The organism is uncultured Jatrophihabitans sp. (genome assembly GCF_964252635.1).
In the GTDB taxonomy this organism is placed as follows: domain Bacteria; phylum Actinomycetota; class Actinomycetes; order Mycobacteriales; family Jatrophihabitantaceae; genus Jatrophihabitans.
The window spans coordinates 1-20,210 of sequence record NZ_CAXUNP010000004.1; the positions used below are offsets into that span (position 1 = coordinate 1).

At 71.1% G+C, this 20,210-nt stretch carries 23 protein-coding genes; 15 read left to right on the plus strand and 8 right to left on the minus strand.

Translation table 11 applies throughout. The features are described 5' to 3' along the window. From ACFFCA_RS02630 to ACFFCA_RS02645, 4 genes are all read left to right on the plus strand, one after another. A partial coding sequence (locus tag ACFFCA_RS02630) for a multifunctional oxoglutarate decarboxylase/oxoglutarate dehydrogenase thiamine pyrophosphate-binding subunit/dihydrolipoyllysine-residue succinyltransferase subunit (protein ID WP_375481535.1) occupies positions 1-3,471 on the plus strand: 3,471 nt, incomplete at its 5' end. Positions 3,472-3,572: 101 nt separating this feature from the next. Further along, on the plus strand, positions 3,573-4,568 hold the full coding sequence (locus ACFFCA_RS02635; protein WP_375481538.1) for a Gfo/Idh/MocA family protein: 996 nt from the start codon (positions 3,573-3,575) through the stop codon (positions 4,566-4,568). Between the two features lie 26 nt (positions 4,569-4,594). After that, entirely contained in the window at positions 4,595-4,771 is a 177-nt protein-coding gene (locus ACFFCA_RS02640; protein WP_375481539.1) for a DUF6104 family protein, read from the plus strand. Positions 4,772-4,878: 107 nt separating this feature from the next. Continuing rightward, positions 4,879-5,418: a LysM peptidoglycan-binding domain-containing protein gene (locus ACFFCA_RS02645; RefSeq protein WP_375481541.1), complete on the plus strand. Its 540-nt coding sequence runs from the start codon at positions 4,879-4,881 to the stop codon at positions 5,416-5,418. A gap of 9 nt (positions 5,419-5,427) precedes the next feature. Here ACFFCA_RS02645 and ACFFCA_RS02650 read toward each other — a convergent pair whose 3' ends face one another. Both ACFFCA_RS02650 and ACFFCA_RS02655 read right to left on the minus strand, forming a co-directional pair. Further along, complete coding sequence (locus ACFFCA_RS02650; RefSeq protein ID WP_375481791.1) at positions 5,428-6,522, minus strand: NADP-dependent malic enzyme; 1,095 nt, start codon at positions 6,520-6,522, stop codon at positions 5,428-5,430. Positions 6,523-6,785: 263 nt separating this feature from the next. After that, positions 6,786-7,223 carry a S24 family peptidase gene (locus tag ACFFCA_RS02655; RefSeq protein ID WP_375481543.1) on the minus strand — a complete coding sequence of 146 codons (438 nt, stop codon included), beginning with the start codon at positions 7,221-7,223 and terminating at the stop codon, positions 6,786-6,788. Here ACFFCA_RS02655 and sodN point away from each other — a divergent pair. From sodN to ACFFCA_RS02675, 4 genes are all read left to right on the plus strand, one after another. After that, the gene (sodN, locus tag ACFFCA_RS02660; RefSeq protein WP_375481545.1) at positions 7,201-7,596 is read left to right on the plus strand and encodes a superoxide dismutase, Ni; all 396 of its coding nucleotides are present in this window, start codon (positions 7,201-7,203) and stop codon (positions 7,594-7,596) included. The genes ACFFCA_RS02655 and sodN overlap by 23 nt on opposite strands. Before the next feature lie 22 nt (positions 7,597-7,618). After that, a complete protein-coding gene (locus tag ACFFCA_RS02665) occupies positions 7,619-8,245 on the plus strand; it encodes a histidine phosphatase family protein (RefSeq protein WP_375481547.1) in 627 nt (208 codons plus the stop codon). Positions 8,246-8,341: 96 nt separating this feature from the next. Next, entirely contained in the window at positions 8,342-8,746 is a 405-nt protein-coding gene (locus ACFFCA_RS02670; protein WP_375481549.1) for an ATP-binding protein, read from the plus strand. Positions 8,747-8,777: 31 nt separating this feature from the next. Further along, positions 8,778-9,584: a SigB/SigF/SigG family RNA polymerase sigma factor gene (locus tag ACFFCA_RS02675; protein ID WP_375481551.1), complete on the plus strand. Its 807-nt coding sequence runs from the start codon at positions 8,778-8,780 to the stop codon at positions 9,582-9,584. A 30-nt stretch (positions 9,585-9,614) separates the two neighbouring features. Here ACFFCA_RS02675 and ACFFCA_RS02680 read toward each other — a convergent pair whose 3' ends face one another. Continuing rightward, entirely contained in the window at positions 9,615-10,031 is a 417-nt protein-coding gene (locus ACFFCA_RS02680) for a hypothetical protein (RefSeq protein WP_375481553.1), read from the minus strand. Positions 10,032-10,085: 54 nt separating this feature from the next. Here ACFFCA_RS02680 and ACFFCA_RS02685 point away from each other — a divergent pair, with 54 nt between their 5' ends. After that, positions 10,086-11,036, plus strand: coding sequence for a diacylglycerol/lipid kinase family protein (locus ACFFCA_RS02685; RefSeq protein ID WP_375481555.1), 951 nt, complete (start codon positions 10,086-10,088; stop codon positions 11,034-11,036). 307 nt (positions 11,037-11,343) lie between these two features. Next, positions 11,344-11,595, plus strand: coding sequence for a WhiB family transcriptional regulator (locus ACFFCA_RS02690; protein WP_375481557.1), 252 nt, complete (start codon positions 11,344-11,346; stop codon positions 11,593-11,595). An 87-nt stretch (positions 11,596-11,682) separates the two neighbouring features. Here the strand turns inward: ACFFCA_RS02690 and ACFFCA_RS02695 are convergent, their stop codons facing one another. After that, positions 11,683-13,197 (minus strand): sensor histidine kinase, encoded by a 1,515-nt coding sequence (locus tag ACFFCA_RS02695; RefSeq protein WP_375481559.1) that lies wholly within the window; start codon positions 13,195-13,197, stop codon positions 11,683-11,685. 148 nt (positions 13,198-13,345) lie between these two features. Here ACFFCA_RS02695 and ACFFCA_RS02700 point away from each other — a divergent pair, with 148 nt between their 5' ends. Genes ACFFCA_RS02700 through ACFFCA_RS02710 form a run of 3 tightly spaced genes read left to right on the plus strand, consistent with a single transcriptional unit; the run spans position 13,346 to position 15,788 of the window. Then, positions 13,346-13,576, plus strand: a complete 231-nt coding sequence (locus ACFFCA_RS02700) for a DUF3311 domain-containing protein (protein WP_375481561.1) — start codon at positions 13,346-13,348, stop codon at positions 13,574-13,576. Further along, positions 13,573-15,297, plus strand: coding sequence for a monocarboxylate uptake permease MctP (mctP, locus tag ACFFCA_RS02705; protein ID WP_375481563.1), 1,725 nt, complete (start codon positions 13,573-13,575; stop codon positions 15,295-15,297). Before ACFFCA_RS02700 ends, mctP begins: the two co-directional genes overlap by 4 nt. A gap of 26 nt (positions 15,298-15,323) precedes the next feature. Continuing rightward, on the plus strand, positions 15,324-15,788 hold the full coding sequence (locus tag ACFFCA_RS02710; RefSeq protein ID WP_375481565.1) for a tRNA (cytidine(34)-2'-O)-methyltransferase: 465 nt from the start codon (positions 15,324-15,326) through the stop codon (positions 15,786-15,788). A gap of 15 nt (positions 15,789-15,803) precedes the next feature. Here ACFFCA_RS02710 and ACFFCA_RS02715 read toward each other — a convergent pair whose 3' ends face one another. Together ACFFCA_RS02715 and ACFFCA_RS02720 are read right to left on the minus strand one after the other, a co-directional pair. After that, positions 15,804-16,889 (minus strand): sensor histidine kinase, encoded by a 1,086-nt coding sequence (locus ACFFCA_RS02715; RefSeq protein ID WP_375481567.1) that lies wholly within the window; start codon positions 16,887-16,889, stop codon positions 15,804-15,806. Beyond that, on the minus strand, positions 16,889-17,551 hold the full coding sequence (locus ACFFCA_RS02720; protein WP_375481569.1) for a response regulator transcription factor: 663 nt from the start codon (positions 17,549-17,551) through the stop codon (positions 16,889-16,891). The genes ACFFCA_RS02715 and ACFFCA_RS02720 overlap by 1 nt, the downstream gene beginning before the upstream one ends. Before the next feature lie 105 nt (positions 17,552-17,656). On the opposite strand from ACFFCA_RS02720, the gene ACFFCA_RS02725 reads away from it, so the two are divergent. After that, on the plus strand, positions 17,657-18,634 hold the full coding sequence (locus tag ACFFCA_RS02725; RefSeq protein WP_375481571.1) for a D-alanyl-D-alanine carboxypeptidase family protein: 978 nt from the start codon (positions 17,657-17,659) through the stop codon (positions 18,632-18,634). Between the two features lie 3 nt (positions 18,635-18,637). On the opposite strand, the gene rsrA is transcribed toward ACFFCA_RS02725, so the two are convergent. Beyond that, complete coding sequence (gene rsrA / locus ACFFCA_RS02730) at positions 18,638-18,907, minus strand: mycothiol system anti-sigma-R factor (RefSeq protein ID WP_375481573.1); 270 nt, start codon at positions 18,905-18,907, stop codon at positions 18,638-18,640. After that, positions 18,904-19,587 (minus strand): sigma-70 family RNA polymerase sigma factor, encoded by a 684-nt coding sequence (locus tag ACFFCA_RS02735; protein ID WP_375481575.1) that lies wholly within the window; start codon positions 19,585-19,587, stop codon positions 18,904-18,906. The genes rsrA and ACFFCA_RS02735 overlap by 4 nt, the downstream gene beginning before the upstream one ends. Positions 19,588-19,721: 134 nt before the next feature. Here ACFFCA_RS02735 and ybaK point away from each other — a divergent pair, with 134 nt between their 5' ends. Continuing rightward, the gene (ybaK, locus tag ACFFCA_RS02740) at positions 19,722-20,198 is read left to right on the plus strand and encodes a Cys-tRNA(Pro) deacylase (RefSeq protein ID WP_375481577.1); all 477 of its coding nucleotides are present in this window, start codon (positions 19,722-19,724) and stop codon (positions 20,196-20,198) included. Positions 20,199-20,210: the final 12 nt, after the last annotated feature.

Here is a 20,210-nt window from a genome sequence, read left to right on the forward strand (position 1 = left end):
CAGGGCACCAGCGGACGCAGCACGCCGGCCGCCCGGCCCGCCGAGGGGCGCCCCGCCGAGTCCCCCGCCGCCGAGAACGTCACGCCGGCCGCGGGCACGGCGCCGACGACGCACACGATCGACAACGCGGGGACGGCGACCCTGCGGGGCGCGGCGGCCCGCGTCGTCACCAACATGGAGCAGTCGCTGCACGTCCCGACCGCGACGAGCGTCCGGGCCGTGCCGGCCAAGCTGATCGCGGACAACCGGGTGGTGATCAACAACCACCTGCGGCGCTCGCGCGGCGGCAAGATCAGCTTCACGCACATCATCGGGTACGCGGTGGTGCGTGCCCTGGCCGACGTCCCGGTGATGAACAGCCACTTCGCCGAGGTGGACGGCAAGCCCGCCGTCGTCACCCCCGAGCACATCGGCCTGGGCATCGCGATCGACCTGGCCGGCAAGAACGGCGCCCGCTCGCTGGTCGTCGCCTCGATCAAGTCGGCCGAGACGATGGACTTCGCGCAGTTCTGGAACGCCTACGAGGACATCATCCGCCGGGCCCGCGCCGGCAAGCTCACCACCGACGACTTCGCCGGCACCACGCTGAGCCTCACCAACCCCGGCACCATCGGCACCAACCACTCGGTGCCCAGGCTGATGGAGGGTCAGGGCACGATCGTCGGCGTCGGGGCCATGGAGTACCCGGCCGAGTTCAGCGGGATGAGCGAGGAGTCGCTGGCCCAGCGTGCGATCAGCAAGATCATGACGCTGACCTCGACCTACGACCACCGCATCATCCAGGGCGCGCAGTCCGGCGAGTTCCTGCGGCGCGTCCACCAGCTGCTGCTGGCCGACGACTTCTACGACGCCATCTTCGCCGCGCTGCGCATCCCCTACGAGCCGGTGCGCTGGCTCGTCGATCGCGACTTCAGCCACGAGGGCCAGATCGGCAAGAACGCCCGCGTCATCGAGCTGATCAACGCCTACCGCACCAACGGTCACCTGATGGCCGACACCGACCCGCTCGAGTTCACCGTCCGCAGCCATCCCGACCTCGACATCACCCGCCACGGGCTGACCCTGTGGGACCTCGACCGTGAGTTCCCGGTCGACGGGTTCGCCGGCGAGAAGCTGATGAAGCTGCGCGACATCCTCGGCGTGCTGCGGGACGCGTACTGCCGTCGCGTCGGCGTCGAGTACATGCACATCACCGACCCCGAGCAGCGTGCGTGGCTCCAGCAGCGCATCGAGCTCAAGTCCGGCCAACCCAGCCGCGACCAGCAGCTGCACATCCTCGGCCGGCTGAACGTCGCCGAGGCCTTCGAGACCTTCCTGCAGACCAAGTACGTCGGCCAGAAGCGGTTCAGCCTCGAAGGCGCCGAGACCGTCATCGCGCTGATGGACGCCGTGCTCGGCCAGGCCGCCGACGAGGGCCTGGACGAGGTCGTCATCGGCATGCCGCACCGCGGCCGGCTCAACGTGCTCGCCAACATCGTCGGCAAGCCCTACGCGAAGATCTTCAACGAGTTCGAGGGCAACATCGACCCGGGCTCGGCCCAGGGGTCGGGCGACGTCAAGTACCACCTCGGCGCCGACGGCACCTTCCACGCCGCCAGCGGCAGCGAGATCACGGTGTCGCTCACCGCGAACCCGTCCCACCTCGAGGCCGTCGACCCGGTGCTCGAGGGCATCGTCCGGGCCAAGCAGGACGAGCTCAACCAGGGCCAGGAGAACTACTCGGTCCTGCCCGTGCTCATGCACGGCGACGCGGCGTTCGCCGGCCAGGGCGTCGTCGCCGAGACCCTGAACCTGTCGCAGCTGCGTGGGTACCGCACCGGCGGCACGGTGCACGTCATCGTGAACAACCAGGTCGGCTTCACCACCTCCCCGTCGTCGTCGCGTTCGTCGCTGTACTCCACCGACATCGCGCGGATGATCTCCGCACCGATCTTCCACGTGAACGGCGACGACCCCGAGGCCTGCGTGCGGGTCGCCGAACTCGCGGTGAAGTACCGCCGGGAGTTCCGCAAGGACGTCGTCATCGACATGGTCTGCTACCGGCGTCGCGGTCACAACGAGGCCGACAACCCGTCGTTCACCCAGCCATTGATGTACGACATCATCGACAAGAAGCGCAGCGTGCGGAAGCTGTACACCGAGGCCCTCGTCGGCCGCGGCGACATCACGCTGGAGGACGCCGAGCACGCGCTCAAGGACTTCCAGGCCCAGCTGGAAAAGGTGTTCGTCGAGACGCGCAACGCCTCCGACACGGCCGCGCCGCAGCCCGAGATCGAGCGCGAGACGCCGTCGCAGTCGGTCACCACCGCGGTGCCGCTCGACGCGATCAAGCGCATCGGCGAGGCCTACGCGAACCCGCCCGAGGGCTTCACCATGCACCCGCGGCTCAAGCCGCAGATCGACCGGCGCGTGGCGATGGCCAGCTCCGGCAACGTCGACTGGGCCACGGCCGAGCTGTTCGCGTTCGGCTCGCTGGTCATGGAGGGGCGCACCGTGCGGCTGGCCGGTCAGGACAGCCGCCGCGGCACGTTCACCCAGCGTCACGCCACCCTGATCGACCGCGAGACCGGCGAGGAGTACACGCCGCTGCACGACCTGACCCCCGACCAGGCGCACTTCATGGCTTACGACTCGCTGCTGTCCGAGTTCGCGGCGATGGGGTTCGAGTACGGGTACTCGGTGGCGCGCGCCGACGCGCTCGTCTGCTGGGAGGCGCAGTTCGGCGACTTCTTCAACGGCGCCCAGACCATCATCGACGAGTTCATCTCCTCCGGCGAGGCCAAATGGGGCCAGCGTTCGGCCGTCACCCTGCTGCTGCCGCACGGGCAGGAGGGCCAGGGGCCCGACCACTCGTCGGGGCGGCCGGAGCGATTCCTCCAGCAGGCGGCCGAGAACAACATGACCGTCGCGATGTGCTCCTCACCCGCGAACTACTTCCACCTGCTGCGCCGGCAAGGTCTCTCGCCGGTACGTCGTCCGCTGATCGCGTTCACCCCGAAGTCGCTGCTGCGCCTGAAGGCGGCCGTCAGCGACCTCGACGACTTCACCGGCGGCACGTTCCAGCCCGTGCTGGCCGACCCCCTGTTCGCCGACGGTGGGGCCGACCCGTCCGGTGTCACCCGGGTCCTGCTCTGCTCGGGCAAGGTCTACTACGACCTCGCCGCGGAGCGCGAGAGGTCCGGGCGCACCGACGTCGCCGTCGTGCGGCTGGAGCAGCTCTACCCGCTGCCGGTCGACGCGCTGCGCGCCGAGCTCGACCGCTTCCCAGGTGCCCAGCTCGTGCACGTGCAGGAGGAACCCGCGAACCAGGGTCAGTGGCCCTTCTTGGCGCTGAACCTGCCCGAGCACCTCGACGGGCGCGGGCTGCTCGCGGTGTCGCGCCGCGCGTCGGCATCGCCGGCCGTCGGGTCGCAGTCCAGGCACGAGGCCCAGCAGAAGCAGATCGTCGCCGACGCCTTCGCCCAGGGCTGATCCGTCTCGTCCGCGTTGAGTGGCGCCTTGCCGTCCGAGTGGCGACTTTCAACGCGCCACTCGGCCGGTAAGGCGCCGCTCAACGGGAGGTGGAGGACGGCGTGATCGCAGCAGACCAGCCGGTGCGGTGGGGCGTGCTCGGCGCCGGGGCCATCGCGGCCACCGTCAGCGCCGACCTCGCGGCGCTGCCCGGCCACGTCCTGCAGGCCGTCGGCGCACGCGACGGCGACCGGGCCGCGGCGTTCGCGCGGCAACACGGGGTGGCACGGTCCTACGGTTCCTACGCCGAGCTGGTCGCCGACCCGGACGTCGACGTCGTCTACGTCGCCACCACCCACGCCCAGCACCACGAGCACGCGCTGCTGTGTCTACGCGCCGGGAAGCCGGTGCTGGTCGAGAAGGCGTTCACCCTCAACGCAGCGCAGGCCGCCGAGGTCGCCGCCGAGGCGCGGGCGCGTGGACTGTTCGCCATGGAGGCGATGTGGGTGCGCTTCCACCCGCTGGTCCGCCGGGTCTCCCAGCTGCTGGCCGACGGCGCGATCGGCAGCGTCATCGGCGTCCGCGCCGACCTGTCGAAGCGCTTCACGTTCGACCCGTCGCACCGGCTGTTCGACCTGGCCGCCGGCGGCGGCGCGCTGCTCGACCTCGGCGTCTACCCGGCCGCGGTCACGTGGACCTGGCTGGGCCGACCGGCCACGGTGCAGGCCACCGGGTCGCTGTCACCCACCGGGTCCGACCTGTCGGCCGCCCTGCAATGGGGGTACCCGGACGGCCGCGTCGCGCAGATCTACACCAGCGCCGCCGGCGACAGCCCGTTCGCCGCCCTCGTCACCGGCACGGACGGGTGGATCGCGCTCGAGCCACGGATCCACCGTGGGCGCCGGGTCGTGGTGCACTCGTCCGCGGGCGACGAGCAGATCGACGCCCCGACGATCGAGGGCAACGGCTACCGCGCCGAGCTCGAAGAGGTCGCGCGGTGCCTGCGCGCCGGCGAGACCGAGAGCCCGGTCGTGCCGCTGTCCGACACGATCGGCATCCTGGAGACCCTGGACGAGGCGCGCCGGCAGCTCGGCGTGCGCTACCTCGCCGACGGCTGAGGCGGGCGACGATCGCGGAGGCGGACATGTACTTCACAGACCGCGGCATCGAGGAACTGGTGTCGCGTCGCGGCGAGGAGGAGATCAGCGTCGAATGGCTCGGGGCGCGTCTCCAGGCGTTCGTGGACGCACACCCCGACTTCGAGACGGCGATCGACCGGCTCGCCACCTGGCTCGCACGTGACGACGAGGACGAGGACTAGCGCGCACGCAGGTCGTGGCCGGCCTCAGGGGATGAGCTGTGCCACGTTAAATTTCGGTGGTGTACGTCGATGTCCTGGGTACATCTCCTACTCAGGGGGGATCAGACATGGCAACAGGACACGCCGACGATCGTGGTCCGACGCGCACCAAGACACTGGCCGGACTCGTGGCGGCCCTGGTCGTCGCCGGCGTCGTGGCGCTGATCGTGACGCTCACCGGCCACGACTCGGGGACGGACCGAGCGGCCAGGCAACCACCGGGCAGCGAGGTGGGCCGGGTGAGCAGCGCCGCGTCCTCGACCGCTGCGTCCTCCCCCGCCACGTCGGCCGCTACCTCGACCCCGGCCACCACGACCCCGGCCACCATAGCCCCGGTCAGCACGGTGCCGACGAAGTCGAAGCCAGCCTCGAAGCCGACCTCGACTTCGGCTTCGAAACCGGCGGCGTCCAGCAAGGTCGTCAAGTACCGCGTGCGCAAGGGCGACAACCTCACCCTGATCGCGAAGTGGTTCAACCAGCGCGGCGTCGGTCGCGTCTACGACTGGAACAAGAGCGTCATCGGCCGCAACCCGAACCTCATCTTCCCGGGGCAGACGATCGTCGTGTCGTTGCACGGCGACCAGATGACGGTCTCCGCCGGGAGTTGAGCGTCCGCGTCAGGCGCGGGCAACCCCGTCGTGCCGTGCCTGGTCGGCGACCGCCGACCGCACGGCCGGCGTCACCCGAGGGTCGAAGGGCGTCGGCACGATGTGCGTCGGCTCGAGCGCGTCTACGACGACGTCGCCGAGCGCCCGCGCCGCGGCCAGCTTCATGTTCTCGGTGATGGCGCGCGCCCCGGCGTCGAACGCGCCTGCGAAGACACCCGGGAACGCGAGCACGTTGTTGATCTGGTTCGGGTAGTCGCTGCGGCCGGTGGCCACGACCGCCGCATGACGGTGGGCGACCTCGGGGTCGACCTCCGGGGTCGGGTTGGCCAGCGCGAAGATGATCGCGTCCGGGGCCATCCGCGCGATTGCCTGTTCCTCGACGGCCCCGGCGCTCAACCCGAGGAAGACGTCGGCGCCGTCGAGCGCGTCGACCAGCGACCCCGTACGCCCCGCCCGGTTGGAGATCCGCGCCAGCTCGGCCTTGACCGGCGAGAGGTCCTCGCGGCCGGAGTGCACGATGCCCTTCGAGTCGGCCACCGCGATGTCACCGATGCCCGCGGACAGCAGGATCCTGGTGCACGCGACACCGGCGGCGCCCGCACCCGACACCACCACGCGGAGGTCGGCGAGCGTGCGTCCGGTGACGGTGGCTGCGTTGCGCAGGGCGGCCAGGGTGACGATCGCGGTGCCGTGCTGGTCGTCGTGGAAGACCGGGATGTCGAGCGCATCGCGCAGCCGGGCCTCGATCTCGAAGCAGCGAGGCGCGGAAATGTCCTCCAGGTTGATGCCGCCGAAGGACGGTGCGATCCGCCGCACGGTGTCGACGATCTCGTCGACGTCGGTGGTGGCCAGCACGATCGGCACCGAGTTGATGCCCGCGAACTCACTGAACAGCGCGGCCTTGCCCTCCATGACGGGCAGTGCCGCCGCGGCGCCGATGTTGCCCAGGCCGAGCACCGCCGTGCCGTCGCTGACCACCGCAACCAGCCGCGAGCGCCACGTGTACTGCCGGGCCAGGGACTCGTCGTCGGCGATGGCACTGCACACGTCGGCGACACCGGGCGTGTAGGCCAGCGACAGCGCGCGACGGTCGGTCAGCGGCATGGTGCTGCGCAGGGCCAGCTTGCCGCCCTCGTGCGCGCGGAAGACGTCCTCGCGCGAGACGTCCTCGTGCCGTTGCGTGATGGGCGCGTCCGATGCGCGCACGTCGAAGGCCACTGCCTCTGCTCCCCAGCTGACGTGGGTATCCGCGATACCCGTACGTGGTCCCGGCCAGGTCGTGGCGCAGATCGTCGAGGTCGGGGTTCGCCCGCCGTTCGAGTGTGGCACAGAGCGCGCAGGGGCCCCTCCCGGGGCGACGACGCCGGTCAGGCCAGCAGCCGCGGCCCTTCCCCACGCAGGCGGAGCACGACGCGCGCCTCGACGTCAGCCACCCCGTGCGCCTCGCTGTCGCCGCCGGCGAAGGTGTTGTCGGACACGAGCCACCACCCGCCGTCGACCGGGTGGGCGGCGCGTTTGACGACCAGCCGGTCCGGCATCGACCGGAACCGGGCGAGCACCACCTGGCCCGCCGACACCCGGTCACCGCGCGCCGCACGCCGGGCCAGGACGACGTCCCCGTGGTGCAGGGTCGGGACCATCGACGGGCCGGACACCTCGACCACCCGTAGGGGCAATCGATCACGCCACATCATGGTTGACGGCACCTCCAGACGGGCATCGATCCGGGAGTAGGGTCGGAAATCTGACTGCCCTACGGCAACACGACCTTGGAGGAAGGCTATGCGCTTGATCCGTCCGTCCACCGTGGCTCACGCCCACTGCGACCTGCCGTGCGGGGTCTACGACCCGGCCCAGGCGCGCATCGAGGCCGAGTCCGTGAAGGCCATCATGGAGAAGTACCAGGGCAACGAGGACCCGGTGTTCCGGACCCGCGCACTGATCATCAAGGAGCAGCGCGCAGAGCTCGTCAAGCACCACCTGTGGGTGCTGTGGACCGACTACTTCAAGCCGCCGCACTTCGAGAAGTACCCGCAGCTGCACGAGCTGTTCAACAAGGCCACGAAGCAGGCCGGCGCCGCGGGCGGCAAGGGCGAGGTCGACCCGGCCCAGGGCCAGGAACTGCTCGACCAGATCGCCGAGATCGACCGGATCTTCTGGGAGACCAAGGCGGCCTGACACCGCCGTCCGGAAACCCGGTATGACGACCACGAAGGCCGGCTCTCCTGCAGAGCCGGCCTTCGGCGACTCCGCCGAGATCTGGATCGTGCGCCACGGCGAGACGGAGTGGAGTGTCTCGGGACGGCACACCGGCCTCACCGACGTGCCGCTCACCGAGAACGGTGAGCGCCAGGCCGAGGCGTTGCGCGACATGCTCGCCGCGGTGCGGCCGGTGCAGGTGCTGTCCTCGCCGCGCACGCGCGCGCTCGAGACCGCGCGGCTGGCCGGCGTCCACGTCGACGAGATCACCGAGGACCTCGCCGAGTGGGACTACGGCGACTACGAGGGCATCACCACCGACGAGATCCACGAGACCGATCCCGACTGGACGGTGTTCACCGAGGGGTGCCCGAACGGCGAGAGCGTCGCCGACGTGCAGGCCCGGGCCGACCGTCTCCTGGAGCGCATATCCCGACATCTCACGACAGGGCCGGTGATGTTGTTCGGACACGGCCACTTCAGCCGCGTACTGGGTGCGCGGTGGATCAACCTGCCCGCCGCGGGCGGCGCTAGTCTGCTGCTGGGGACGGCGGCGCCGTCGGTGCTGGGAGCCGAGCACTCCGTACCGGCTCTCCTCCGGTGGAACCTGCCCAACCCGGTCGCGTGACCGACCCCGCTCCGGCTCGTCGCACCTCCGCACCTACGCTGTTGTCCCGCTGAACCGATAGACGTCCCCCGCAGACCCGACAGACGAAGGAAAGACATGAGCGCACCGGTTCCGAGTCGGGTCGACGGCGACATCGTCGAGGTGGGAGCGCCCGCCGACGTCGCGTATGTCTCGACCCTGCGGTTGACCGCCGCCAGCCTGGCCGCCCGGTGCGAGCTGACGATCGACGACATCGAGGACCTGCGGCTCGCCGTCGACGAGGCCTGCTCGCTGCTGCTGCCGCACGCCACCGCCGACTCCCGGCTGACCGCCCGCTTCGAGCTGGCCACCGGTCGCCTGTGCGTCTCGACGTCGGTGTCCACCCGCGACGAGTCCGAGCCGGACCGCGACGGCTTCGGCTGGACCGTCCTGGGCGCCCTGGCCAGCGAGGTGGACGTCGTGAAGAACCACGACCAGCTGACGATCTCCGTGGTCAAGGCCCGCGAGGCAGCGCAAGCGTGAGCAGGGCTTACGAGGCGAACCGGGCGAGCACGTGACCTCTACCGACCGACCGAGCCGGGACCACGGCCGGGCCAGTGCGCTGCTCGCAGAGTTGCACCAGCTGCCCGGCGAGGACCCGCGCCGACGGTCGCTGCGCGATCAGCTCGTCGAGCTGCACATGCCGCTGGTCGTGTACCTGTCGCGCCGTTTCTCCGGCCGCAACGAGCCCATGAACGATCTCGTGCAGGTGGGGGCCATCGGGCTCATCAAGGCCATCGACCGGTTCGACCCGGAGCGCAAGCTCGAGTTCTCGACGTACGCGACGCCCACGATCCTCGGTGAGATCAAGCGGCATTTCCGGGACACGGGCTGGCTGATCCACGTGCCCCGGCGCGCGCAGGAGCTGCAGACGACCCTGAACGCGGCCCGCGCCGACCTCAGCCAGGAACTGGGCCGCGCCCCCACGGTGCCGGAGCTCGCGGCGCGCATCGAGATCGACGAGGAGACCGTGCTCGAGGCGCTCGACGCCGCCCGCGCGTACTCGGGCGTGCCCCTGGACGTGCTCGCCGCGCCGGGCGAGTCGGTACCCGAGCACCCGATGCTCGGCACCATCGACGAGGGTTTCGAGCAGGTCGAGCAGCGCGCCATGCTGCGCAAGGTGATCGCCAACCTGCCCGAGGCCGAGCGCGAGATCCTGCTGCTGCGCTTCATCGCCAACAAGACCCAGACCGAGATCGCCGCCATCGTCGGCGTCTCGCAGATGCAGGTGTCACGGCTGGTCGCCCGCGGGCTCAAGCGCATGCGCGAGAGCCTGGGCGCGCCCGAGCCGGAGGTCGAGCAGCGCCGCCGGAAGTCCTGACACCGGCCTGCGGCCCGTGCGGCGGAGCGGTCAGCGCGGCGGGTCGCGGTAGAGCGCCTCGCGCGCCGGTGGCGTGAACAGCAGGTACAGCACCGCGAGGGCGGCGACGAGGATCGGCCCGCCGTACTCGACGCGGCCGGCCTGGAAGGCCAGGCTGTAGGACACCGGGATGGCGAGCAGCTGCAGGACCACCATCGGCGAACGGGCCGACGCGTGCAGCCGCACCAGCCCGCGCGCACCGAACAGCAGGGCCAGCGCGGCGAGCAGGGCCAGCAGGGCGCCCAGCAGCGCGCGGGCGACGCTGTCCGGGTGGCCCGTGACCGTGCTGACGATCTCGAACAGCCCGAGGCCGGTCAGGCCCAGCGCCTCCACGGCGAGGATGACGGCAGCCACCCGAATGGGGACGGGCGCGGCACGCCAGGTGGCGCGGTCCACGGGCGTCTGCACCAACCCAGCGTAGCCACGCCCTGCCGGACCCCGTCCGGCCCGTAGGCTGGCCCGATGCGCGCTCTCGTTGTCACGAATCCGCGTGCCACGGCGACCAGTGCCCGGGAACGCGACGTGCTCGCCCACGCCCTCGGCGGCCTCGCCGACCTCGAGGTGGTCGTCACCGCCAACCGCGGCCACGCCGCCGCCCTGGCCTGCAGGGCGATGCGCAACGGCACCGACGTCGTCGTGGCGCTGGGCGGCGACGGCACGGTGAACGAGGTTGTCAACGGCCTGCTCACCGACGGCGTGCACGACCGCATCCCGGCCCTCGGCGTCGTCCCGGCGGGCTCCACCAACGTGTTCGCCCGGGCGGTCGGGCTGCCGAACGACCCCATCGAGGCCACCGGGTCGCTGCTGGAGGGGCTGCGGGCCGGTACCCGGCGCCGGGTCAGCATGGGCCAGGCCGACGACCGGTACTTCTGCTTCGCGGCCGGGCTCGGCTTCGACGCCGCCATCGTGCACGGCGTCGAGCGCAAGCGCCGCCAGGGCCGGCGCTCCACCCACACGCTCTACGCCCGGGTCGGCGTGCACGAATTCCTGCGCGCCGACCGCCGGCACCCGACCCTGCACGTCGAGCTGCCCGACGGCACGCGGGTCGACGACGTGTACTTCGCCGTCGTCACCAACGCCGACCCGTGGACCTACGTGGGCAACCGCCCGCTGCACCCCACCCCCGACGTCGACTTCGGGACGGGGCTCGGCGTGTACGCGCGGCGCCGGATGAGCGCGCCGGGGATCCTGTTCAGCATGGCCCGGCTGTCCGGCAACCGCCCTCGCATCGGCCGCCGCGGGGCGTTCGTGGCCCAGGACCTCGACGGTGTGACGGTGATCGCCGACGAGCCCATCGCCTTCCAGGTCGACGGCGACGCGCTGCACATCCGGGCCACCAAGGTGACGTTCCGTACAGTCCCCAATGCGTTGGAGGTCGTCGTCGCGCCCGAGGATCCGGGGCCGGAGAGCTGAGTGGACGGCACTATCCGGTCCGGGAAGGCCAGGGCTGAAGCCCTCGACCGGGACCGGCAGACCGCGTAACGTCGCCAGGGCCGACTTGCGCAGCACCGCCAGCCCCGCGACGCTGCGCAGTCGGAGGAGCAGCACGCTCATCCACGAACCACACGCGTCACGGGCTCCCAAGGATCAGCGAGTCGGCGAGTGTGCGCGAGAGCGCACCGGCGATTGCTTGAACCGCGGGCCGGCTCGTGAAAGGATTCACAAGCGTGGTCGAACGGGCGTACAGCCCGGTCACACGCCGAGTGAGGAGATCAAACGCATGGATTGGCGGCACCGAGCAATCTGCCGTGACGAGGACCCGGAGCTGTTCTTCCCGATCGGGAACACCGGGCCTGCGTTGCTGCAGATCGAGCAGGCCAAGATGGTCTGCCGGCGATGCCCGGTCATTCAGGAATGTCTGACCTGGGCCCTCGAATCCGGCCAGGACGCCGGCGTGTGGGGCGGGCTGTCCGAGGACGAACGCCGCGCCCTGAAGCGTCGCAACGCCCGGGCCCGCGCCCGGCTGGCCTGACCCGAACCATCAGGACGGACGGACCAGGCCCGCGACCGGGCCGGCGACCGGGCACTTCACCGGGCCCGACACCGCCGGCGCGACCTGCTAGGACTGACGCGACTTACGTGGCGACAGCGGCAGGCGCAGTTCGGCCTCGGTCCCCCCGTCCGCCCCGAGCCGGCGGAACTCGACCGTTCCGCTGAGCTCGGCCGACACCAACGTATTGACGATCTGCAGTCCGAGCCGGTCGGACTTGACGCCCGAGAACCCGTCGGGCAGGCCCACCCCGTCGTCGCTCACCACGACGGTGAGTTGCCCGCGCTCGCGCACGGCCCGCACGGTGACCGTCCCGCGCCGCTCGTCCGGGAATGCGTGCTCGATGGCGTTCTGCACGATCTCGGTCATGACCAGCACGAGCGCGGTGGCGATCTCGGCCGGGACCTCGCCGAACGTGCCGTCGCGGGTGGCCTCGACCCGCTCGGCGGAACCCATCACGTCGGAGAGCATCCCGAGCAGCCGGTCCACGATCTCGTCGAAGTCGACGGCCTCGTCGATCGACACCGAGAGCGTCTCGTGCACGAGCGCGATCGACTGCACCCGGCGCATCGACTCCTCGAGCGCGGTACGCGCGGCCGGCACCGCGACCCGGCGGGCCTGCAGGCGCAGCAGCGCCGCGACGGTCTGCAGGTTGTTCTTCACCCGGTGGTGGATCTCGCGGATGGTCGCGTCCTTGGACAGGATCTGCCGGTCCCGCCGCCGTAACTCGGTGACGTCCTGCATCAGCAGCAGCGCGCCCAGCGTCTCGCCCCGCGGGCGCAGGGGCAGGGCGCGGAACAGGATGGTCGCTCCCCCGCCGTCGATCTCGATGCTCGCCGGGTGACCGCCGTCGATCGCGGCACTGACGGCGGCCGCCAGGTCGCCGGCGTGGAACGGGTCGTCGGCCACGGTGCTGGTGAGCGCGTTGATGGGTTCGCTGAGCACGTTGCCGGTGACCCCGAGCCGGTTGAAGGCCGACAGCGCGTTCGGGCTGGCGTAGATGATGGTGCCGTCGGGCTCCAGGCGCACCAGGCCGTCACCGGCACGCGGCCCGGCGCCCTCCTCCATCGGCGAGTCGGCGGCCGGGAAGGTGCCGTCGGCGACCATCCCCGCGAGGTCGGCGGCGCTCTGCAGGTAGACCAGCTCGAGCTGGCTGGGGGTACGCACACTGGCCAGGTTCGCGTCGCGACCGATCACGGCGACGACGTCGTCGCCGTAACGCACCGGCACGGCCTCCCGCCGGATGGGCAGGTCCCCGTCCCAGTCGGGGTCGACCTCACGGAAGATCCGCGCCTCGTTGTAGGCCACGCGCAGCGGCGCCACCCGGCTGCCGACCTGCAGGACGCCGACCTGGTCGTGCTGGTAGGCCGTCGGGCCGGTAGTGGGCCGGCACTGCGCGACGCAGAGGAACGCCGGCACGCTGCCGGCCTCGGCGGCGGGGACCGCGACGGGCACCCACAGGAGCAGGTCGGCGAACGCGAGGTCCGAGAGCAGCTGCCATTCGCCCACCAGGCGTGCGATGTGGTCGACCTGCCCCTCGTCGAGCGCGGTGCGGGCGGCCAGGGTCTCGGTGAGCGCGGACATCACCGTCAGCCTGCCATCGCAACGTGTGAACGCCCCGACGGCGCGTCCGGCGACCCGGCAATCTCCCCCGGTACCGCCCGATGTCGCCGCAAGACGGGCGAACCGTACTAAGGTCCGTCGTGCCCTGAGAGTCTGCGGAGGAGACACGATGCCGACGAGTCGTCCCGGCCCCCTGCCGGCCGCCACCAAGATCACCGTTGCCGTGCTGCTCGGCATCCCGCTGGTGGCGTTGGCGCTGGTACCCACCTACTCCCGTCGGACGCCGACGGTGTGGGGGTTCCCGTTCTTCTACTGGTACCAGATTCTCTGGGTGTTCCTGACGCCGGCGCTCACGTGGGCGGCCTACCTCGTCATCAAGCGGGCGCGGGGTCAGCGATGAGCGCCGCTCTCGCCGCCGGCGGCGACGTGAACGGCGTCGAACTCGGCGTCGTGCTGTTCTTCTTCGTGATCGTGACCGCCGGCGGGTTCCTCGCCGTGCGCTGGCGCCGGTCGGCGTCGATGAACAGCCTGGACGAGTGGGGTCTCGGCGGCCGGGGCTTCGGCACGTGGATCACCTGGTTCCTGCTCGGCGGCGACCTCTACACGGCGTACACCTTCGTGGCCGTGCCGGCGGCGATGTTCGCGACCGGCGCGGTCAGCGGCTTCTTCGCGGTGCCCTACACGATCGTCGCGTACCCGATCATCTTCATCTTCCTGCCACGGCTGTGGAGCGTCGCGCACCGGCACGGCTACGTGACGCCGGCCGACTTCGTCCGCGGGCGCTACGGCAGCCGCGGGTTGGCCCTGGCGATCGCGATCACCGGCATCATCGCGACGATGCCCTACATCGCCCTGCAGCTGGTCGGCATCCAGGCCGTGCTCGACACGATGGGCCTGGGCGGCTCGGGCAACGCGTTCGTCCGCGACCTGCCGCTGATCATTGCCTTCGCGGTGCTCGCCGCCTACACCTACTCCTCCGGCCTGCGGGCACCCGCGCTGATCGCGTTCGTCAAGGACACCCTGATCTACGTCGTGATCGTGGTCGCGGTCATCTACGTCGCGGCCAAGATCGGTTTCGGCGACATGTTCCACGCCGCGGACGCCAAGCTGTCGGCACCCAGCAAGCCCGGGGGTCCGCCGACGGGCGCGCTGATCACCGGCGACAAGACGACGTGGGCCTACGGCACGCTGGCCTTCGGCTCGGCGCTGGCGCTGTTCATGTACCCGCATTCGATGACCGGCGTGCTGGCCAGCAAGAGCCGCATGACGATCCGCCGCAACGCCGCGCTGCTGCCGGCGTACTCGCTCATGCTGGCCCTGCTGGCCCTGCTCGGCTTCGCCGCGATCTACGAGGTGAAGCAGGGCCACATGAACGTCTTCGGCCAGGACGGCAAGGCCAACGCGCAGCTCGCCGTGCCGCACTTCTTCCAGTACGCGTTCCCGTCCTGGTTCGCGGGTGTGGCCTTCGCGGCCATCGCCATCGGTGCGCTCGTGCCCGCCGCGATCATGTCCATCGCCGCGGCCAACCTGTTCACCCGCAACATCTACCGCGAGTTCTTCCGCCCTGATGCCGCCCCGCGCGAGGAGGCGCAGGTCAGCAAGATCGTCTCGCTGCTCGTGAAGTTCGGCGCCCTGCTGTTCGTCCTGGGCATGGACAAGCAGAACGCGATCAACCTGCAGCTGCTGGGCGGGGTCTGGATCCTGCAGACGATCCTGGCCATCGTCGCCGGCCTGTACACGCGCTGGTTCCACCGCTGGGCGCTGCTGCTCGGCTGGGCGGCCGGCATGGTCTACGGCACGATCACCGCCTACCGGCAGAAGGTGCCGAACGCGACGACCAAGCTGGTCGACGGCAAGCCGGTGACCACCGTCGACGGCATGCGGCACTTCGGGTCGTCGCTGGCCAAGTTCCCCGGCACGGACACGACGGTCTACATCGCGATCACGGCGCTGCTGCTCAACATCGTGGTGGCCGTCGTGCTCACCGTGGTCCTGCGGCTCGTCAAGGCGCCGGCAGGCACCGACGAGACCGAGGCCGACGACTACTACTCCGACTCGGCGTCGCCCGAGCTGGTCGAGGCCGAGGAGCGGACGATGTCCGGCCACGAGCGGACGGCGTAGCTCCTCGCGCCGCTAGGCTCGCGGGCGTGCTCCACCTGGTGTTCGTCGAACCGTGCATCCCCGGCAACACCGGCAACGCGATCCGGCTCGCCGCGGCCACCGGCGCGCACCTGCACCTGGTCGAACCGCTCGGTTTCGACCTCGACGACGCGAAGCTGCGGCGGGCAGGTCTGGACTACCACGACCTCGCCGTGGTCACCGTGCATCCGTCGATCGATGCGCTGTGGGACGCCGTCGGCCGCGCGCGGGTGTTCGCGTTCACCAGCCACGCCGACACGTCCTACGCCGACATCTCCTACGCCGACGGTGACGTGCTGGTGTTCGGGGGCGAGCCCGAGGGGTTGCCGGCGGCGGTGCTGGCGGACCCGCACGTCACGGAGCAGGTGCGCATCCCGATGCTGGCGGCCCGGCGGTCGCTCAACCTGTCGAACGCGGCGGCGATCGCCGCGTACGAGGCCTGGCGCCAGCTCGGTTTCGCGGGCGGCGTCTGACCGGGTCGGGAGCGATCACCGCGCGCCGGGCAGGCGCACGTCGACGGTCAACCCGCCCTCGGGGTTCGCGCGCGCGTCGACGGCCCCGTCGTGCGCGGCGACGATCGACCGGGCGATCGTCAGCCCCAGCCCCACGCCTCCTCCGTGATCGAGCCGTTCGCCGCTCATCCGGTGGAACGGTTCGAACAACGACGCGACCCGGTCGGCGGGCACGACCGGCCCGGAGTTGACCACGGTGAGCACGCCGGACGTGTCGAGGGCGACGTCGACCCACCCGTCCTCGACGTTGTACTTGATCGCGTTCTGCACGAGGTTGGCCACCAGCCGCTCCAGCAGGGGGAGCTCGCCGCGCACTGCTACCGGGTGCAGCTCTGTGCGCAGCTCGACACCGCGCTCCTTGGCGTAGGCGGCCTGCAGTTCGACGGCGTCGCGGACGATCCGGTCGAACGGCTGGACCTGCTGCGACATCAGGCCGCGCTCGGTCTCGGCCAGCGTCAGCAGACCGTCGATGAGCCGCTCGTTGCGCTCGTTGGTGGCGAGCAGCTGACGCGACACCAGCTCGAGCTGGTCCGCCGACAGGGCGGAGCCGAGGCTGACCTCGATCAGGGCGCGTTGCGTGGCCAGCGGCGTGCGCAGCTCGTGCGAGGCGGTCGAGGCGAACCGACGCTGCGCCTCGTAACCCTCCGCGACCCGGTCGAGCATCGCGTCCACGGCGTCGGCCAGGTGACGGGTCTCGTCGGCCGGGCCGCCCTGACGCAGGCGCAGGCCCAGGCTGGTGGGCCCGAGGCGGTCGACGGTCTCCGCCATCGCCCGCACGGGCGCGAGCACCCACCGGGCCATCGCGTACGCCACGACAGCGGCGATCGCCGCCATGACGACGAGCTCGACGTACGCGACGCCGGGGCTGAAGACGCTGTCGCAGCCGTTGATGACACCCGGCAGGTTGATGATGTTCAGGCCGCCGCCGCAGCTGGCGTAACCGGTGCGGTAGTGCTCGGTGAGGGCGTACGCGATCAGCGCCATCCACCCGAACCACACGAACGCGAACGGCCAGGTGACGAGCAGGGCGATGAGTACCCGGCGCCGGGCGGTCAGCCGCATCAGCCGGCGCCCAGGCGGTAGCCGACCCGCGGCACGGTGTGCACCACCGCTGGGTCGCCGAGCTTCTTGCGCAGGGTCATGACGGCGACCCGCACGGCGTTCGTGAACGGGTCGGCGTACTCGTCCCAGGCCTTCTCCAACAGTTCCTCGGCGCTGACGACCGAGCCCGCCGAGCGCACCAGGACGCCCAGGACGGCGAACTCCTTCGGGGTCAGGTCGAGCAGGCGGCCGTCGCGGAATGCGCGGTGCCTGGGGATGTCGAAGACGATCCCGTCGTGCTCGAGCACCGGGGCGGCGCCGACCGAGGGCCTGCGGGCGAGCGTCTGGATGCGCGCGGCGAGCTCGGCGAATGCGAACGGCTTGGTGAGGTAGTCGTCGGCACCGAGCGACAGACCGTCGACGCGGTCGCGGATGCCCGCCGCGGCCGTGAGGATGAGGATCCGGGCCCGCACCTCGGACTGCACCGCCCACCGGCACACCTCGTCGCCCGTCCGGTGCGGCATGTCGCGGTCGAGCACCGCGACGTCGTAGCGATTCACCCCGAGCCGCTCGATCGCCGCCTCGCCGTCGTAGCAGACGTCGACGGCCATGGCGAGCTTGCGCAGGCCGTCGGCGACGGTGTCAACGAGCAGCCGCTCGTCGTCGGCCAGCAGTACGCGCACGCCCGTCCCTCCCCCGTCCCGGAGCAGCCTGGCCGACGCGGCATAAGCGGGCCATAAGCGTCGGCGGAACGTCGACGATAACGGCCGCCCGACACGGTGGGCCGCATGACCACGACGCTGCCCCGACCAGACCTGCCCGCCTCACCCTCCCCGACGCCGTCCTCGACGCCGCGCAGCTCGCGCCGCGTCGTACTGACGGCGGCGCTGGTCGTCGGGCTGCTGGTCGCGGGCGGGGTGGCCGCCCTGGTGGTGCACCGGGTCCGCACCAGTGATCTGCGCCGTGCCTACCTGGGTCGTGACGGGTGGCCGGTATCCGGCCAGGCCGCGTACCGCCTCGGCGGTGCGGGTGTCCCCGTCACCGTCCGCAGCAGTCCCGGCCAGAACGCCGCGCCGATCGCCAGCCTCGCGAAGGTCATGACGGCCTACGTCGTGCTGCGCGCGCAGCCGCTGCGCGACGGCGAGCAAGGGCCGGTCTACACCGTGACGGCCGCGGACGAACAGGACTACCGGGCCCGACGGGCCCGCAACGAGTCGGTGGTGCGGGTGGAGACCGGCGAACACATCACCGAACGGCAGGCGCTGGCGGCGTTGCTGCTGCCGTCGGCGAACAACGTCGCCGTCCTGCTCGCGCGGCGCATCGGGGGCACGACGGCCGGGTTCGTCGTGCGCATGAACGCCGTCGCGCGGTCCCTGGGCATGGCCCAGACGCGCTACACCGATCCGAGCGGCTACGACCCGCGCACGGTGTCGACCGCGCGTGACCAGCTGACCCTCGCGGGCGCCGTGGCCGGCGACGCGGTGTTCGCCGATCTGGTGTCACGGACGAGCTACCGGGTCCCGGTGGCCGGCTCGGTCCGCAACACCGACGCCCTGCTCGGCCGTGAGGGATTCATCGGCACCAAGACCGGGTCGGACGACGCTGCAGGTGGCTGCTTCATGTTCCGCACGTGGCGCGTGGCGCGCGGGCGGGTGACCGACATGCTCGGGGTGGTGCTGGGCCAGCACGGGCGCCACGACATCACGGCCGGGCTGCAGGCCGCGCGCCAGCTCGCGCGCACAGTCGGCCCTGCGGCCGGCGGGTGACCGCTACTCGACGACGGTGATCTCGGTGATGCGCACCGAGATCCGGGCCCGCAGCGTCTCCGGGGCCCGGTCGCCGCCGCAGCAGCGACCGATCAGCGCCTTGACGTCCTTCTCGAGGCCGTACTGCTCGAGACACGGGCTGCAGGCGTCGAGGTGCTGGGCGATGCGGGTCTTGGTCGCCACGTCGGTCTCGTTGTCGAGAAAGATCGTCAGCTCGCTCAACACGTCGTTGCAGTCGATGTTGCCGGGCCCGAAGCCCATCCCTGAGTTCACGACTCGCTCCCCGCGCCGGTGCGGATCAGACCGCGGTCGCGGGCGTAGTCGGCGAGCAGGTTCTGCAGCTGCTTGCGTCCGCGGTGCAGTCGAGACATGACGGTGCCGATCGGAGTGCCCATGATCTCGGCGATCTCCTTGTAGGCGAAGCCCTCGACGTCGGCCAGGTAGACGGCCAGTCGGAAGTCCTCGGGCAGGGCCTGCAGGGCGTCCTTGACGTCGGAGTCGGGGAGGTGGTCGAGCGCCTCCATCTCGGCGGAACGCAGCCCGCTCGAGGTGTGCGACTCGGCCCGCGCGAGCTGCCAGTCCTCGACGTCCTCGTTACCGGACTCCTGGGGCTGGCGCTGCTTCTTGCGGTAGTTGTTGATGAAGGTGTTCGTCAGGATGCGGTACAACCAGGCCTTGAGGTTGGTGCCCTCGGTGAACTGGTGGAACGCCGCGTACGCCTTGACGAAGGTTTCCTGGACGAGGTCCTCGGCGTCGGAGGGGTTGCGCGTCATGCGCATCGCCGCTGCGTACAGCTGATCGAGGAAGGGGAGCGCATCCCGCTCGAAGCGGGCTCGCCGAGCCTCGACCGTCTCCTCAGCCACCGTGCTCCCCTCGCGCGGATCGCTCCGCAGTTCCGGGGTCGAGCCTAGCGTGCGACCGTTCACGGGTCGCTCCAGCACCGACAACGCCATCGCAGAAATCCTCTCCTTGGCTCCTGGTGGAACGGCGCCGGCCCGGGTCGCATTCCGGACGACCCGGAATCCGCTGGGGACCGCCGCCGGATCGGGACCGTCGCCGGATCGGGACCGCGGCTAATCTGAGCGCCGTGGCGACCGGCACCCCCGCGACCTCGGCCCTCACCGCGGCGGGGATCGTCTTCACCCTGCATCCCTACGACCACGACCCCCGGGCCACCGCCTTCGGCGAGGAGGCCGCCGCCGCCCTCGACGTCGAACCGGAGCGGCTGTTCAAGACCCTCATCGCCTCGGTCGACGGAGCGCTGGCGTGCGCGGTGGTGCCGGTCGCCGCACGGCTGGACGTGAAGGCCCTGGCCGCCGCGCTCGGCGGCAAGCGGGCCGAGCTCGCCGACCCGGCCGCAGCCGCACGGGCCACCGGCTACGTGGTGGGCGGCATCTCGCCCGTGGGCCAGAAGAGCCGGCTACGGGTGGTGGTCGACGAGTCGCTGGGGCTGTTCGACACGGTCTTCGTCTCCGCGGGCAAGCGCGGGCTGCAGGTGGAACTGGCGCCCGGCGACCTCATCGGGGTCACGTCCGCGCTGGTCGCCGACATCTCGACGGGGTGAACCGTCAGCCGG